Annotated in this window: 12 protein-coding genes and 1 pseudogene; 10 read left to right on the forward strand and 3 right to left on the reverse strand. The window is 58.2% G+C overall.

Going from position 1 to position 16,589, the window contains the following annotated elements:
- Window positions 1-390 precede the first annotated feature (390 nt).
- The 3 genes from ACD578_RS16705 to ACD578_RS16715 form a co-directional block, all read right to left on the reverse strand.
- A complete protein-coding gene (locus ACD578_RS16705; RefSeq protein WP_404286718.1) occupies window positions 391-1,137 on the reverse strand; it encodes an enoyl-CoA hydratase/isomerase family protein in 747 nt (248 codons plus the stop codon).
- Window positions 1,125-1,346 (reverse strand): hypothetical protein, encoded by a 222-nt coding sequence (locus ACD578_RS16710; protein ID WP_404286720.1) that lies wholly within the window; start codon window positions 1,344-1,346, stop codon window positions 1,125-1,127. Before ACD578_RS16710 ends, ACD578_RS16705 begins: the two co-directional genes overlap by 13 nt.
- A 385-nt stretch (window positions 1,347-1,731) precedes the next feature.
- A complete protein-coding gene (locus ACD578_RS16715) occupies window positions 1,732-4,506 on the reverse strand; it encodes a PAS domain-containing protein (RefSeq protein ID WP_404286722.1) in 2,775 nt (924 codons plus the stop codon).
- 396 nt (window positions 4,507-4,902) lie between these two features.
- Here ACD578_RS16715 and ACD578_RS16720 point away from each other — a divergent pair, with 396 nt between their 5' ends.
- The 10 genes and pseudogenes from ACD578_RS16720 (at window position 4,903) to ACD578_RS16765 (ending at window position 16,473) form a co-directional block, all read left to right on the forward strand.
- The gene (locus tag ACD578_RS16720) at window positions 4,903-5,511 is read left to right on the forward strand and encodes a molybdopterin-dependent oxidoreductase (protein WP_404286724.1); all 609 of its coding nucleotides are present in this window, start codon (window positions 4,903-4,905) and stop codon (window positions 5,509-5,511) included.
- The gene (locus ACD578_RS16725) at window positions 5,504-6,256 is read left to right on the forward strand and encodes an FAD-binding oxidoreductase (RefSeq protein ID WP_404286726.1); all 753 of its coding nucleotides are present in this window, start codon (window positions 5,504-5,506) and stop codon (window positions 6,254-6,256) included. Before ACD578_RS16720 ends, ACD578_RS16725 begins: the two co-directional genes overlap by 8 nt.
- Before the next feature lie 350 nt (window positions 6,257-6,606).
- Window positions 6,607-8,295 carry an FAD-dependent oxidoreductase gene (locus tag ACD578_RS16730; protein WP_404286728.1) on the forward strand — a complete coding sequence of 563 codons (1,689 nt, stop codon included), beginning with the start codon at window positions 6,607-6,609 and terminating at the stop codon, window positions 8,293-8,295.
- The gene (locus ACD578_RS16735; protein WP_404286730.1) at window positions 8,295-8,600 is read left to right on the forward strand and encodes a UBP-type zinc finger domain-containing protein; all 306 of its coding nucleotides are present in this window, start codon (window positions 8,295-8,297) and stop codon (window positions 8,598-8,600) included. Before ACD578_RS16730 ends, ACD578_RS16735 begins: the two co-directional genes overlap by 1 nt.
- 829 nt (window positions 8,601-9,429) lie before the next feature.
- Window positions 9,430-10,182, forward strand: coding sequence for an SDR family NAD(P)-dependent oxidoreductase (locus tag ACD578_RS16740; RefSeq protein ID WP_404286732.1), 753 nt, complete (start codon window positions 9,430-9,432; stop codon window positions 10,180-10,182).
- Window positions 10,183-10,432: 250 nt separating this feature from the next.
- A complete protein-coding gene (locus ACD578_RS16745; protein WP_404286734.1) occupies window positions 10,433-12,040 on the forward strand; it encodes an aldehyde dehydrogenase (NADP(+)) in 1,608 nt (535 codons plus the stop codon).
- 233 nt (window positions 12,041-12,273) lie between these two features.
- Window positions 12,274-12,399, forward strand: a pseudogene (locus ACD578_RS16750) (IS481 family transposase); the annotation flags it as partial.
- A 95-nt stretch (window positions 12,400-12,494) separates the two neighbouring features.
- The gene (locus tag ACD578_RS16755; protein ID WP_404286736.1) at window positions 12,495-13,010 is read left to right on the forward strand and encodes a PAS domain-containing protein; all 516 of its coding nucleotides are present in this window, start codon (window positions 12,495-12,497) and stop codon (window positions 13,008-13,010) included.
- Window positions 13,011-13,096: 86 nt separating this feature from the next.
- The gene (locus ACD578_RS16760) at window positions 13,097-16,150 is read left to right on the forward strand and encodes a PAS domain-containing protein (protein ID WP_404293910.1); all 3,054 of its coding nucleotides are present in this window, start codon (window positions 13,097-13,099) and stop codon (window positions 16,148-16,150) included.
- Entirely contained in the window at window positions 16,150-16,473 is a 324-nt protein-coding gene (locus ACD578_RS16765) for a response regulator (RefSeq protein ID WP_404286738.1), read from the forward strand. Before ACD578_RS16760 ends, ACD578_RS16765 begins: the two co-directional genes overlap by 1 nt.
- The last annotated feature ends 116 nt before the right edge of the window (window positions 16,474-16,589 follow it).

Here is a 16,589-nt window from a genome sequence, read left to right on the forward strand (position 1 = left end):
CCGCGCGCCGGGAACGCTCCCGCTGGTCGACGTCTCGAGTTAGAAGTGTCTGATACGGTGCTCCCAGTGCTAATTCTTATCAAACGCGTCGGACGAGTAAAGCTCGCGATCGGAGGTCATCTCCCGCCGACGGGAACGACCTTACGAGGGGTCCATGACAGTCTCTAGTGCGCCTTCGCTCTTCGACCCAGCCGTCACTCTGGCGCTTGCATCGGCAGTCACACTGAGCTTGGAAAGAGGAGCGCACCTGTCAAGACCTCCCGTTGGGGGCGCTCGGACAAACAGCCCGGTGCGATCATTCCCGAGAATGGATGGATGTCTGCCCTGCATGAATCGGCAACGTCATCATCTTTATCCTCAAAGGAGTTAGGGGAGCCCCAGCCCCCATTTCTACTGTTTGCCGACCTGATTGCTGACCTCGCCGGTATACTTGGCCAAGTTCGTTTCTACAGCTGGATCCCTCTGCAGGCCAATGTCCAGCAGCATCTTAATTCTCTGCTGGGCCGCCGGTCGCTGCACCGACGCGAGGAATCCGCGCCACTCCGCCGCGAGTTCACTGTCTGTCGGTAAACTGACATTATTGACGAGCGTCTTGATCTCGGCGATTGATTGCTTGTCAAACGTCGAGATGCGCCGTGCCAACGCATCGACAAAGTGATCCAGTTCCGCATCGGGAACCGCCCGGTTGACATAACCGTAGCGCTCCGCCACGTCGGCAGGAATATCGTTGCCACTCAGCAGTATCTCAAGCGCCCGACCTCGTCCCACTAGCCTGGGGAGGCGCGCCATAGGACCGCCGCCCGGGACGAAGCCCGCCCCAACTTCAAATTGCGATAGAACGGCCTTCTCACGACTGGCGAAGCGCATGTCGCTGGCGAGCGCCAGTTCGCTGCCGACCCCGGTTGCGCGCCCACGAATTTGCACAATCGACACGACCGGCGCGCGGCTCAACCGCACCAGCATGTCAGGCAAAGGCGGAAGACCGGTCGGGCCTGGCGCCATTCGGATCGTGAGATCGAGCGGGGCAGTAAAGTCATAGTGAGTCAGGAAGAACCCGGGAACTGCACTATCGAACACGACTACCTTTAGTTGCGGATCACTCTCAATCTGCGCAATGACCGTGCTCAGCTGCGGCATCGAGTCTGGGCCGAAGATGTTGAAGGGGGATGATCAATGGTCACGCGCCAATATTCGGGCGTGACCTGAGTAATCTTGAACTGCTCATCAGCAGTTAGCGTTTCGGCGCGATCCCCTGTTGCCGCAGCGCGGAGTGGCTGACCGTCGGCCGCGTGGCCTAAAAGCAATGTGCAGAGGGCGAAGCCGACTGCAACGACAATCTTTCGCATCGAATATCCTCCGTTCTGTCGATCACAAACGATTGAGATCGTTTGAGAAAAGTAGACGATGCAGCGAGTGCGACCAATTGCACTTTGGTGTCGCCAGATTGCAGAACGTTGCACGGACCATCGCAATGTTAGAGAGACTGCCGGTACAATCTAAATCTTGCAGCAGAGACGTGACCGGAGTGTACCTGGGGCAAGACAGCCAGAGCAGTCAATGGGAGCTATTTCAACGATTAGGGCGAGGAATCTAATCAACCTTGGCGCCGGACGGCACAGCTATTGCCGTGCCGCTTAAGCATCGATGGCCGCTGCATCACACTTGGTCGGTCCCATCAGGAGCACTTGGCAATGTCCGCCGGAACGAGATGGCCAGGAAGCGAGCGTGCCTCTACGGCTTCGATGCCGCGCGAGGCAAGCATGGGATTGAAAACGAAAAGGTTACACCGTGCCCATCATTGGCCGTAGCCCACAATTGGCCTTTGTGGCTTTCAACAATGGAGCGGCTAACCGACAAACCCACGCCCATCCCATTTGCTTTGCTCGTGTAGAATGTATCGAACAAGTTCTTGATTGTCTGCTCGTCAATGCCAACGCCGACGTCCTTGACGGACAGTCGCACGTTTGCTTCACCGTCGGGGCTTGTTTCGATAGAGATCGAACGGGGTCTATCATCGACCTCAGCCATGGACTCCGCCGCATTCAACAGGAGATTTAGGATCACCTGCTGCAATTGGACGCGATCGCCTGCAATGGTAGGTAATTCCTCTGCAAGATCCATGTGCACCACTGTGCGGCTGCGATGGAGTTCGGCGGAGCACAAGGCTAGAATTTCCCGAGTAGCATCGTTGAGGTCCACCGCCTCGAGTGTCGTGGGCTTGCGAGAAAACAGTGCACGCAAACGCTTGATCACCTCGGTAGCGCGATTTGTATCACGGAGTGTCCTGCGGGCCGTTTCGGCCGCACCTTCAATATTCGGTGGATCCGCCGTGAGCATCCGCAGGCAAGTGTTCGTGTTATTGAGAATGCCGGATAGAGGCTGGCTGACCTCGTGCGTAATAGACGCTGTCAAGGCGTTCAACGTTGTAACGCGAACCACATGAGCTAGCTCCGCGCGCGCATTACTGAGTGCTTCTTCGCCGCGCCTGAGCTCCGTCACATCTTGAACCGCGCCCACGAACACGGGTTGGTCTGAGGTGCCGTCGAGAGGATGCGCGACGACGTGCAGGTTCTTGATCCCCTCACCGGGAACTATGATCCGAAACTCGCCATCGACATCCTGCCCGTTGCGGGCGCGCTCCATCAGGCTGTACACTGTCGTGAGGTCATCAGCATAGATCAGGTCACGGGTTGTGACGTTAAGGCTGATGTTTTCAGCGCTCAGACCGAGAATGCGATTCATCTCATCTGACCACTGCCGCTGATCAGTTCCTGGGTCCCAAGTGAAACTGCCCGTCTTGCTGAGTCTTTGCGCTATCGTGAGATAACGATTCGCACGTCTCAGTTCGGTTTCGCTCGCAGTCAGCGCTGCCTCCGCGAGTTCCGCCTCGGTGATGTCCTGAACTGAACCCATGAATATGGGGCGGTTGTCGATATGCTCAATCAACCTGGCGAAGCCGCGCAGGTATTTCAACTTGCCGCTTGGGGTCACAATCCGAAACTTGAAGTCGGCACCACTGCCGGAGGTCCCGCGTGCCATCTCGCGATTGAACAGATCCAGGTCGTCGGGATGCACGCGGTCACGGACGGCCTGAACACTAGGCCTCGTTCCGGGATCTAGTTCAAAGATGGAATAGAATTCATCCGACCATTCATGCTTGTCCATCAGTAGGTCAGAGGTAAAGCTACCTGTCTTGCTGAGCCTCTGGCCTTCGGCCAACTGCGCGTGTGCTTGGCGGAGCCCTCGCTCGCTGTCCCGCAAGGCCTCATCGGCTTGGGCCCGCTCAATTGCGATGCCTGCGATCTTTGTGAAGCGGTCGATGAGCTTCTTCTCGTCGTGAGTTGGGGCTAAGGGTTCGCGACGATAGATGGCGAATATGCCTGACGCTTCGCCCGAACTGGATGTAATCGGCATCGACCAGCAGGATGCATAGCCGTATTCCTTCATCAGCGGCGGCCACACCGATCCTGCCCATCTCGGATCATTGGCAAGATCCGCGGTGATAATCGGCACCTTGTCGATCACAGCCAGCGAACAGGGCCCATAGCCGCCATCGATGGTCTTGCCATCTAAAATTTGGTTGTACGCACTCGGTAGGCTTGGTCCAGCGCCAACGCGAAAATGCTTTCGATCGTTTGCCACGATCAGGATACTGCAGAAGCAACCGGCGGAGAGTTCTTCCACTAAGCGGCTCAGAGCGTCAAGAACTTCGAGCAATGGTCTCCCGCGCGCGACCATCTCAAGTATCCGCACTTCTCCGGCGAGCAGATCCTCAGCCTGCTTCAGGTCGTGGACGTCGGTTTGACACGATACATAGCAGGTAATCTTGCCTTCGTTGTCACGCCACGGCACGGCGCGCGCGCGAAGCCATCGATAGACACCATCACTGCGCAACATTCGGTGCTGAGCATCATATATTTCCCCTGTCGTCAACAGGCGATTCAGATGATCATACACCTCAGGGTGGTCATCAGGGTGGATTGCGCCACTGGTTGACCACTGCTGCAACTGCTCAGCCGACATTCCATAGTAGTCGCGAAGTTCCCTATTCCAGAACACAGGTACGCCATCCGGGCTGAGGAAAACCACTTGCGTTGGCAGCATGTCCAAAAAACGAAGCAAACGTCCGTCGGGCCCCCATCCATCTTCACCTGCTGCTTCGTCTGCAGAGAGGCCGAGCCAGCACCATTGGCGCTTATGGTCCGACAATCCTGAGAGCGCTGATGGGTGAAAGGCGAACCAGCGGTACTTTCCATCCGAACGCCGCAAGCGGCCTTTTACTTCCTTGGTGGTTCCCGACTGAACAATGGTGCCCAAAGCTTCCAATATTGATGGCAGATCATTCGGGTGGAATATGGCCTGCCATTTATGGTCGCGAGCTTCCTCTATTCCGAGACCGGTATAGCTTTGCCATTGGCTATCGACGAACTCACAGCATCCATCATCCAGCGTGGTCCAAACCAGCCTACGCGGCGCATCCGTCGTTCCGCCGAGGTCGATCTTCATTTGGACACTCTCCTCGCGGCCCATAGTCGTTATCCCTCCGTCGGAATGAGTGCGTCGATTGTACTTTGGTGTCGGTGCTGGCGTAGCCGCCTAATGAGTTCAGGCTTCTAAGAGAACCAGCAATCGTGCGGCTCGGGAGCGGTGCTGGCACGGTTGCTGGTCGAACGTGGCCCCTCGGAGTTCAAGTCCAGCCGCAAGCCCCCCGCGAGCGATACATCAGTACCATTGCCTTCCTTGTCTCTGGTGGGCAGGATCAATTCGTGGCTTTCCCAAAAAGGCCGATGTTGTCTCTATTGAACAGGCACCGCTGCAACCCCGATGGCGTTACATCGTACAGTGCGATGCTGACGTCCGCAGGAGCGGGGTGAACCCGATGCAACTGCGAGGAGAGAGTCGATGGTGACGCGAGGCTTCACAGGCAAGGGGCGAACAGGTGGAGAGGACGTACGCATTCCTCCGGGCCAGCATCTGGTTGATGACTTTCCAGTTCTCTCAGCAGGACCGACCCCGAAGGTGACACCGGAGCAATGGTCCTTCACGCTGAAGGTGGGCCCAAAGCCAGTCAAGAAGTGGGCCTGGGACGAGTTCAACGCCCTACCACAGACAAAGATGACGCGCGGCATTCATTGCGTCACGGCTTGGTCAAAGCTCAACACGGCTTGGGAAGGCGTCCTGATCGATAACATTCTGGCCGATGCCGGGATCGGCGAGCCGCCCACACCCTACATGCTGGCGCATTCCTTCGATGGCTACTCAACCAACGTACCGGTCAAAGATTTGACCAATGGGAAGGCCATGGTCGCCCTTCGTTACGAAGGGAAGCCCCTCTCCCCTGACCATGGCGGGCTAGCGCGACTGCTCGTGCCGCATCTCTATTTCTGGAAATCGGCCAAGTGGATCAATGGGCTGCAATTCACACAAAAGGACGAGCCCGGCTTTTGGGAGCTGCGCGGCTACCACATTTACGGCGATCCGTGGCGCGAGCAGCGATATACCCATGACTGACCAGGCCGCTCCGGCGTTGAAGAGTGACTGGCGGACGGCAACGATTACCCGGATCATACCCCGCACAGAGACAATCAAAAGCTACTTCTTGGCCCTGCCGCAGCCCTTCATCCATCGTGCTGGCCAGTATGTCGACCTGCGCCTGACCGCACCAGATGGTTATCAGGCTATCCGCAGCTACTCGATCGCATCCGCGCCCAGCCATTCCGGTGAAATCGAGCTTGCCATCGAGCGGCTGGAGGATGGGGAGGTCTCCCCATTCTTCCACGATGTGGCGGACATGGGCGACGAGATCGAGTTGCGCGGTCCTCTCGGCGGGCATTTCGTCTGGTCTACGGTCGACGGCGGACCTCTGCTTCTGATGGGCGGGGGATCGGGCCTGGTGCCATTGATGGCGATGGTGCGCGATCGGCAGCAGGTCGGATCGACTGTGCCGACTGTCCTGTTGCTCTCGGCCCACGCCTGGGACGATGTCCTTTACCGAGAAGAGCTCCTGGAGCTGCATCGGCTCGCCAATGGCTTTGTGCTTGTGCTGGCACTGACGCGGGATCTCTTAAGGCGGGAGGGTGACTACTCCCGGCGGATTGATGCCGCGCTTGTCGCCGAGGTTCTTGGTCGCTTGCCTAGCCCGCCGAAGCACGTTTTCATCTGTGGCTCCAATCCCTTTGTCAATGCGGCGGCGGAGGCAGCGCTGGCGACGGGCCTGCCGGCAACGGTGATCAAGACCGAGCGCTATGGTTCCTGAGACACGCGATCGGAGGCTGTCGTGCTGGCAGCATTGCAAGTACCCCATGATGCCAAGACCATCACGAAGGTTTGCCTCCCCCACAGGTTCCGACCTTTGGTCTACTTCAGCGTGTTCCCAAAAGCGGCCCTTCGTGCCGCCCTATGCAACGCCAAGAAGTAAAGGTCTTAACTTGTGACAGGAAAGGCTGCCAAGGCGCATTGCCTCATCGGCAGGGGGCTGTCAGCGACCGTGAGCGAAGCAAGACAACCGGCCTCTGTTCAAGCCAAGCCATGCAGGTTAGGCTGCACCACGCAACCTGAGCGGAAGGACGACCCACCTTCTCCGTTCCGAGCAGAATGGCGGGAACCATGCCTCTGTCTGCCACGTACGCGGCCCGTCGCGATCAGATGTTTCCGATTTTGCCTCCGGACGATATCGCCCGGATGCGCCGTTTCGGCGAGGCTGCGACGTTTGCGGCCGGCGAGCGCGTCGTCAGGGCTGGGGACGTCGCACCAGGGCTCATCGTGATCGTGTCCGGCCAAGTCGAGGTCAGCGAGGACGGCGGTGGTGACCGGCACGAAACGATCGTCGTTCATGGCCCCGGCAGTTTTGCGGGCGAGTTGGCGCAGCTCTCGGATCGGCCCTCGCTCGTGACGGCTGAGGCCATTGAGCCGGTCGAGGCGTTCGTCATCCCCTCGCGACGGCTGCGCGACCTGATGGTCCAGGAGGCCAACCTCGGCGAGCGCGTCATGCGAGCGCTCATCCTACGCCGCGTCGGTCTCCTGGAAAGCGGCGGCATCGGACCCATCATCATCGGGCACCAGAACAGTGGCGACCTGCTGCGGCTGCAAGGCTTTCTGGCCCGGAGCGGCCACCCGCACCGCGCGCTGGATGCCGACACAGATTCTTGCGCCAAAACCCTGGTCGAGCGGTTCCATGTCGACCCCCACCACCTGCCGATTGTGCTGTGCCCGGATGGACAACTCCTGCACAATCCCGGCGAGCGGGAGCTTGCCCGGTGCCTCGGGCTCGTGGGGCCGATCAACGGATCGAAACTCTATGATGTGGCTATTATTGGTGCCGGTCCAGCCGGCCTGGCGGCTGCCGTCTATGCGGCCTCTGAGGGGCTATCCGTCATCGTGCTCGACTGCCGAGCCTTCGGTGGTCAGGCCGGGGCCTCCGCCCGTATCGAGAACTATCTCGGGTTCCCAACCGGAATCTCCGGCATGGCGCTGATGGCGCGGGCCTACAACCAGGCGCAGAAGTTTGGCGTGGAGATGGTCATTCCCAATGAGGCCGAACATCTGAGCATCGCCGCCGGTGATGGCGGCAGACAGTATCGCCTCAGGACGGGTGGTGATGAGACTGTACACGCGCGAGCGGTGATCGTGGCCAGCGGCGCCCGCTACCGTCGCCTTGAGGTGGCCAACCTGGCGCAGTTCGAGGGATCAAGTGTTCACTACTGGGCCTCCCCGATCGAGGCGAGGCTGTGCACCGGCCAGGAGGTCGCGCTGGTGGGGGCCGGCAATTCGGCCGGGCAAGCGGCCGTCTACCTGGCGAGCCAGGTGAAGACAGTGTGGCTTCTCGTGCGAGGTTCTGGGCTGGAGGCCAGTATGTCGCGCTACCTGATCGAGCGCATCGAGGCTCAGCCCAACATCAAACTTTTGCCCGAGACGACGGTCACGGCGCTGGTCGGACAGGGAGAGAACCTCGAATCCATCCGTTGGTGCAACCGCCAAGGGGAGGAAGGGGAATGCCTGATCCGCCACTTGTTCCTCTTCATTGGGGCCGATCCCAATACCGACTGGCTCGCCCACAGCGATATCGCACTGGATGAGAAAGGCTTCATCAGGACCGGGGCCACGGCAGGCCAGGAGCGGCACCTGCTGGAGACCAGTCGCCGCGGCGTCTTCGCCATCGGCGACGTGCGCTCTGGCTCGGTCAAGCGGGTAGCGGCCGCGGTCGGGGAAGGGGCCCAGGTCGTGGCAGCTTTGCACGCCTACCTTGCAGGGCAAAGTCGGCAGCCCAGTGTGCCGCAATCGATGAGGACGACCTGATGAGTGGTCCATGCAGCCATGTCGCGAGTATCCGGGATGTCGAGCCGAGCGCCCTCGGTTGCGAGGAATGCCTGAAGAGCGGCTCACCTTGGGTGCATCTGCGCCTGTGCCGGACATGCGGCCATGTCGGCTGCTGCGACGACTCGCCCAACCGTCACGCGACAAAGCATTTCGAGGCGACCGGCCACCCCATCATCGAGGGTTATGATCCTCCCGAGGGCTGGGGATGGTGCTACATCGATGACACCGAGGTCGACCTGCCCGATCAGACACTACAACGGGGTCCGATCCCGCGCTTCGTTTGAGTTCCTCCGCTCACGTGGAACTGGCACATATACGACTGGCGACAGCGGGCGCGGCCCTCCTGCATGAGCCGCGTACCGTATTTGGTCAGGCGGCAACCATGTGACCAGGATCGAACCATGGAAGATTGGTGCCAGTCCTGGCGAGGGGCACGGGATCGGCTGAAGCTGGCAATGGGCAGCGTCGGCCCACCATCCGCGGGCGGAGGTCGTAAGCTTGCCACCTGGATACAGTGGGCTGGGTCAGGACGCGAGGATCCATGACACATCCTCTGTTGACAAGCGTATGGCACAAGCCGGCTCTCCTCATTGATGGAGAACACATTGACCGGAACAATCCGCCGCCGGAGAATGTGCCATCCTGACCTTCTGCCAAGTCCAAACCGGCATGTTGCCGGTTGCCTTTCCTCCCGCATCACTAAGAGGGAAGAACCACACGCGCGGGATCGGGCAGGATCCCAAAGGGTTAGGAACCGAGATCCAGTGTGTTTTCGAAATGCCCGGTTCGATGAGGATTGCTGCCTTCGAGCTTAGGTCTCGAGCATGCCATTTGGAGACGTTGCAGGTCTATGATTCATGCTCAACTCCACATATGCCTGAGTGGGGTGGCGCCTATGTTGATGAAACACCGTCGGCAGTGAGTGAGCTGGTGTGATTGCACTTGGACAAACGCATGGAACGGCTACCGAATAAACCATGCGCCGTGCCCGGCACATCGATACATAGGTATCGCCCACACCTTCGTCCAATGGATCGTGGACCGGATTCCTCCAAACTGGTGTAAGCGCCACTGCATCTGCGGTGTAGATGTGACCTTGTGAAGGGAAGCCACATGGGACTGCTCAATGGTAAGGTTGCTGTGATTACAGGAACCGCAGGTGGCCAAGGGCGCCTCGCCTCCCTCGCCTTTGCCCGTGAGGGCGCAAAGGTTGTCGGTTGTGATCTTCGTCGCCTTGACAATGAGGAAACCGTGCGGGAAGTCCGCGCGGCCGGCGGCGAAATGTGGGGTCTCGCGCCAGTCGACCTCACCGATCCCAACCAAGTGAAAGCCTTTGTCAGGGAGGCGGCCGACAGGCATGGCGGTATCGACATCGTCTACAACAATGCTGGCGGCCCTCGCTTCGCTCCCGTGGCGGATATGTCCGTCGAAGACTGGCGGAGAACCATATCCGTGGAACTCGACACCGCATTCTACGTCACAAAATACGCGTGGCCCTACCTTGTGGCACGCCACGGCGGTGTCATCATCAACGTCGCATCCATGGCCGCGCTGATTGGCGCCCCTCGGCCGCCAATGGCGGCCCACGTCGCAGCCAAAGCTGGTCTCGCAGGGCTGACCCGGCAGCTCGCCGTAGAGGGTGGTCCGTTAGGCATTCGTGCGGTAACTATCAGCCCCGGACCGATCGTCACCCGCGAGGGCGATCTCGACGACGTCACGCGCGAAATGATTTCCCAGCGCACTCTACTTAAACGCTGGGGCCGTCCGGAGGAGGTTGTTGAAGTGGCCCTCTTCCTCGCTTCTGATCGAGCCTCCTACATCACCGGCGCCAACATCCCGATCGAGGGCGGAGCTACCGCTTGGTAAATCGCCGTCGACTGAGGATCTCGTACGAGCCACAAATTGTAACAGTTGACGTCGTGGTTTCGCGAGGCAATGGGATCGGGCGCAACGGAGAGCGATCATGTGCGATAGCGCTGAAGCTGCCATCTACGCCGGCAGCCGCTTCTGGGGTGATCGGGAGCAGACAATATCCACCACCTTCGCTCTCATCTGAGCCAAGGTAAGGCGCGTTTGGATAGGAATTAGACCTAGATTTATTCGGTTCAGGTGGATCATGGAGATCACAGGACATCTTCTCATCGGCAGCCGCTCCCAGTTTGGATCCGGCGGCGAGTTCCAAGGCATCAATGCAGCATCGGGCGAGCCGATTGAGCCGGTCTTCGGTGGTGCATCTCCAAACGAAGTCGACGAGGCTTGCCGTCTCGCCGAGGCGGCATTCGACACCTATCGCGAGACGGGCCTGGACACGCGAGCTCACTTCTTGGAGCAAATTGCCTCTAACATCCTGGACCTGGGAGAGGCGCTGATCGATCGATGTGCTATGGAGACTGGCTTGCCGCGAGCACGGATTCAGGGGGAACGTGACCGTACGGTGAATCAGCTTCACCTGTTCGCAGGAGTGGTTCGGTCAGGTAGTCTCTTTGGTTTGCGGATCGATCCGGCGCAGTCAACTCGCAAACCCATTCCCCGCCCTGACCTTCGCCTACGCCAAGTCCCATTGGGACCGATTGCGGTGTTTGGCGCCTCCAACTTTCCCCTCGCCTTCTCAGTCGCTGGTGGGGACACGGCCTCTGCATTGGCGGCCGGCTGTCCAGTCGTGGTGAAGGCCCATTCAGCTCATCCTGGAACCTCTGAACTTGTTGGCCGAGCGGTTCAGGTTGCTGTGCGGGACAGCGGATTGCCGGAAGGAGTTTTCTCGCTGCTGTTTGACAGTGGGTTTGCGGTCGGTCAGCGTCTCGTTAGCCATTCCCGCGTTAAAGCCGTCGGGTTTACCGGATCGCGCGCCGGAGGAACGGCCTTGATGGCGATTGCGGCGGCACGCCTGGAGCCAATCCCGGTCTATGCCGAGATGAGCTCAATCAATCCTGTTTTATTGCTTCCCGGTGCACTTTCTAGGCGTGGTTCGGAGATCGCCCGTTCTTTTGTAGAGTCACTGATGATGGGAGCGGGTCAGCTCTGCACAAATCCTGGTCTCATTGTAGCTCTTGAGGGCAACGACCTTGCCGAGTTCACCCGAGATGTTGCCGATCTTCTTATGTCGGCTCCAGCCGGCACGATGCTGACACCCGGAATTCACCGAAACTATTGTGCAGGGATTTCTAGACTTGCCAGTCACCCGCTAGTGGAGAAGGTCGCTATGGGTTGTTCTGGAGAGAAATACCAGGGGCAGGCAGCCCTTTTCCAGACAATGGCTGAGAGCTTCCTCTCGCACCCCGAACTCCACGAGGAAGTGTTTGGAGCGTCTGCCTTGATCGTCCGGTGTCGTGATGAGCAGGAGCTTGAAGCCGTTGCACGGTCGTTCGAGGGCCAATTGACGATCGCACTTCACATAAATCCGGAGGATTACGCATTCGTACGCAGGCTCTTGCCGATGCTTGAGAAGAAATGCGGGCGCCTCATCGTTAACGCCTTTGGAACCGGTGTGGAAGTTGGGCATGCGATGGTCCATGGAGGTCCGTATCCGGCCACATCCGACGGCCGTTCGACCTCCGTCGGCAGTCTGGCGGCTGCACGCTTCCTACGTCCCATATGTTACCAGGGCTTCCCCGAGGATCTTCTGCCGCCTGCATTGCGCGATACCGGACCAACGGCGCTTCCAAAGCATATCGACGGAAAGTACACCATTGCACATCAACAACCGCCGGAAAACGCATGGACGTGAATCGACAGCTAAAACATGGCGCGCGTTACCATGGCGCGTGGTCAAGTTAAATACTAAACGTAAAGTCTATTCGTGCACATCGCTCGATTGGGCATCAATCAAGGTGCACTAGAATTCTATAACCTCAGCTTCGTTGGCTAAGCGGTTCAATATCGCAGGCAAAGCCGCAACCGCTAGGTGTTTGATCCCGTGCTTGATGGTGCATTCTTTTCCGTGGCATGGAGGGAAGCACTATGGGCCAAGTTCTTTACGGCAGCGCCCCTACGACTGAGGCTGTCCGTCGCGCAATCCAGAACAGTCAAGAAGGCTTGAGAGCCTTGGCCGCTCGCCATGGCGCCACTCAAAAGACGGTCGCCAAAGAAGTCCCGATGCTGCGATCGATACCATAGCACAATATGATTTGCCGGCGCGTCGACTTAGGCTCTACCTCGACGTCGGGTGCGAAAGGATGGCTATGGAAATTGAGCTCCATCGCGTCTTGGATGCGCTGCCAAGCATGGTCTGGACCGTGCTGACAAATGGGAAAGTCGAGTTCGTCAATCGAAGGTGGATGGAGTATACCGGCCTCTGCCATAATGACCGCGATAGCTGGGAATGGCAGCACGCTGTCGAGCCCGAGGGCCTGCAGGATCTCATTGAGCAATGGCAAGCGATCGCAGCTTCAGGCGAGGCTGGCGACATCAAGGCGCGCATCCGCAGCTGCAGTGGCGGCTGCAGGTCTTTTCGTATTGAGTGTATCCCTGTCCGTAATGACGCGGGGTCGATCTCTGGATGGTGCAACATTGCGACAGATATCGAGAGCATCGATAACGACAGGACAAGCGCGCTGGAACATGCCGAATCAAGCTCCGGCCAGCAGAAGCTGACCGGCTCAAGATTATCAACGCCCTTCCCACCGCCTCTTGGTCCACCCGCCCGGGTGGACATTGCAATTTCGTCAGCGACCGCTGGCTTGAATTCACTGGGCTGAGCTCTGAACAGGCGGAGCGCTGGGGCTGGATAAGTATCGTCCATCCGAGGGATATCGAAGACCGCAAGCGAGCCGAGGAAGCGCTCATCGAGGGCGAGCGTCAAGCTCGCCTAATTGTCGATAGAATACCGGCCCTAGTAGTGGTCATGGGGCCGAACGGCGAAACAGAATACCTGAATGCCCAGTTTCTTCAATATATCGGGCTTCCGCGAACGGAGGCGATGAATTGGGAGACGAACGAGACGGTACACCCAGACGATCTCGCCGGATCCATGGAGTTCTTTGCAAGATCGCTACAGACGGGAGAGCCATACTCCTTCGAAAACCGGCTCCGCGGTGCTGACGGGGTTTATCGCTGGTTCCAAGTCCGCGGCCTGCCGCTCACAGACGCGGATGGACGGGTCATACGGTGGTATGGTGTGATCACCGACGTCGACGATCGCCGACGCGCCGAGGAGAACCTTCGCGAGAGCGAGCGTCAGTTGCGGCTGATCGTCGGCACGATCCCAGGGCTGGTAGTCGTGTTTGGACCGGATGGCCTACTCGAAAGTGCTAACCAGCAAATGCTTGATTATGTCGGTCAAACTTTCAATGGGTTTAAGGACTGGGCAACGAACGGTTGCGTGCATCCCGATGATCTGCCCCCCGGCATCGCGAAATTCACCAACTCCTTGGTTTCGGGGGATCCCTACGAGTTCGAGGCAAGAATAAGGCGTCGCGACGGGGTCTATCGCTGGTTCCAGGTTCGCGGAAACCCAGCGCGAGACGCCGACGGCAATATAATCCGCTGGTATGGCCTGTTGATCGACATCGACGCTCGAAAGCAAGCGGAGGACGCCCATGCAGATAATGAGCGAGAATCCCGGCTAATTGTTCATACCGTTGCTGGAATGATCGCGCTCTTCACGCCTGACGGCCATCTTAATGGCGGCAATCAACAACTCCTTGACTACTTCCAGTTGCCACTTGAGGAAGTAGCGAATTGGGCGACGAACGGGATAACTCATCCCGACGATCTTCGGTATTGCATCGACACATTCAGGAGTTCGGTGGAGACCGGCGAACCCTATGACTACGAGACCCGTTTTCGGCGCCACGACGGCGTCTATCGCTGGTTCCAAATCCGAGGCCATCCTCTTCGCGACGCTGACGGGAAAATCGTCCGCTGGTATGGCCTGTTAACAGATATCGATGACCGCCGGCACGCCAATGAGGCTCTTCGACAGAGCCAGCGCGAACTTCATTCAATCGTCAATACAATACCCGGGCTGATCGTAGTTATCGCGCCAGATGGTACTGTTGTCGGGGTCAACGACCAAGCTCTCAGCTATGCAGGCTACACGCTCCAGCAATTCAGGAATTGGCAAGCAAACGACATTGTCCACCCCGATGACCTGTCAAGAGCCGTCGCAGCATTTAGCCGGTCGATTGCTTCGGGCGATGCATATGAAATCGAGGAAAGGATTCGGCGTTGGGACGGGATTTATCGCTGGTTTCAGGTTCGAGCAAACCCAGTACGCGACATAGACGGCAATATCGTGCGCTGGTACTTTCTGCTGATTGATATTGATGACCGCAAGCGCGCCGAGGTTGCCCTCGCAGACAGTGAACGCGAATCCCGTTTGATTGTCCACACTGTCGCCGGCATGATTGCTCTCTTCACGCCTGAAGGCAAGCTCAACGGCGGCAACCAACAGCTTCTGGACTATTTCCGGCTTCCACTCAAGGAGGTGGCACACTGGGCAACCAACGGAATAACCCATCCAGACGATCTGCAGAACTGCATTGATGAATTCACCAGCTCGCTTTGCACCGGTGAACCTTACGCGTTCGAGACCAGATTTCGACGCTATGACGGCGTTTACCGCTGGTTTCAAATTCGGGGGCATCCCCTTCGCGACGAAGACGGTAGAATCATTCGATGGTATGGCCTGTTAACGGATATAGATGACCGGAAGCGCACAGAGGATGAGCTACGGCGGAGCGAAACATTCCTGGTAACCGGCCAGCGCATCAGCCAGACCGGCACATTCTCCTGGCTGGTGGATTCAGACAAGTTAACCTTTTCCGACGAGCTGCTCCGCATTTTCGAATTTGAAAGTGACGATGTCGTCACTGTTGAGAAGGTTCTTGAGCGAATACATCCAGACGACATGGCATTGCAGAGAGAGAGAATTGCTGGGGTACGGAATGGGGTTCCAAGCACAGAGTACGAGGTCAGGCTCGCAACTCCGGCTGGCGGTCTCAAATATGTACGAGTTAATGGCCAGGTCATAGAGCACAAGAACGGCCGCAGAGAAGACTTGGGAGCTGTCCAAGATGTGACGCAACGACGCTTAGCGGAGGAAGCTAGCGACCGGTTGCGGACCGAGCTCGCTCGTGCAACCGGCTTCATGAGTCTTGGGCAGATGTCCGCTTCGATAGCACACGAGGTCAATCAGCCGCTTTCCGGTGTCATAACAAACGCAAGCACGTGTCTTCGTCTGCTGTCATCTGACCCACCGAATATCGACGTTGCCCTGGAGGCTACGCGCCGGACAATTCGCGACGGAAATCGCGCCGCTGACGTAATAGCGCGCCTGCGGGCGCTTTTCGGCAAACGGAAGATCGCCTTCGAAGCGCTCGACCTCAACGAAGCCGTGCAAGAGGTGATTACCCTTTCGGCCAGTGACCGACAGCGGAGCGGAATCATTTTGCGAACCAATTTCGGCAAGGCGTTGCCTATGGTGATTGGAGATCGCGTTCAGATTCAGCAAGTCATCATGAACTTGCTCCGGAACGCGACCGAGGCTGTGAACGCTGTTAGTGGTAGACCGAGGGAAATCACTATCCAAACGGATGTCGACCAAGATGGAGATGTTTTCTTCTCGATGCACGATAACGGCATCGGCTTCGGACAAAACGGGAGACAACGTATTTTCGAAGCCTTCTACACGACAAAGAGCGATGGGATGGGCATCGGCCTGTCGGTCAGCCGCTCAATCATCGAAAGCCACAATGGGCGGCTATGGGCCGAGATCAATGATGGGCCTGGCGTTACGATGTGTTTTTCGATTCCACAACCTTTGAAAGCGGAGCTAGAAGACTTGCCATCGTCAAGCGGCATTCAGGGGACCGCCGGGAGTGAGATGAGGACCTGATGAATGATACGCGCCCGCTTGTGTCTATCGTCGATGGTGATGTGTCGATACGCGAGTCGCTGCCCGATCTGCTGAAATTCTTTGGCTTCAGCGTTGCTACATTTGCGTCGGCGAAAGAGTTCCTGGGCTCAAACTCCACAGGCGAGACTCAGTGCCTCATTCTATATGTAGTGATGCCGGGAATGACCAGCCCAGAGCTACATCGTGAATTGTCGATCCGTAGTACGGCGATACCAACCGTTTTCATGACTGCAATCGGGGACGACGCCGCGCAATCGGTTGATCAAATTGGGTTCGGTGGATTGTCTGTACAAGCCATTTAGTGACGAATCCACTCATGAGGCGGTGAAGACGGCCTTGCGACGCTCCTAAGAGTGCGACCAAGCCGACACGAGGGCATCACCGACCTTGGGATCTAGGTCCGGCAAAAGTGGATAGA

Source organism: Microvirga sp. RSM25 (assembly GCF_044784385.1).
Lineage (GTDB): Bacteria > Pseudomonadota > Alphaproteobacteria > Rhizobiales > Beijerinckiaceae > Microvirga > Microvirga tunisiensis.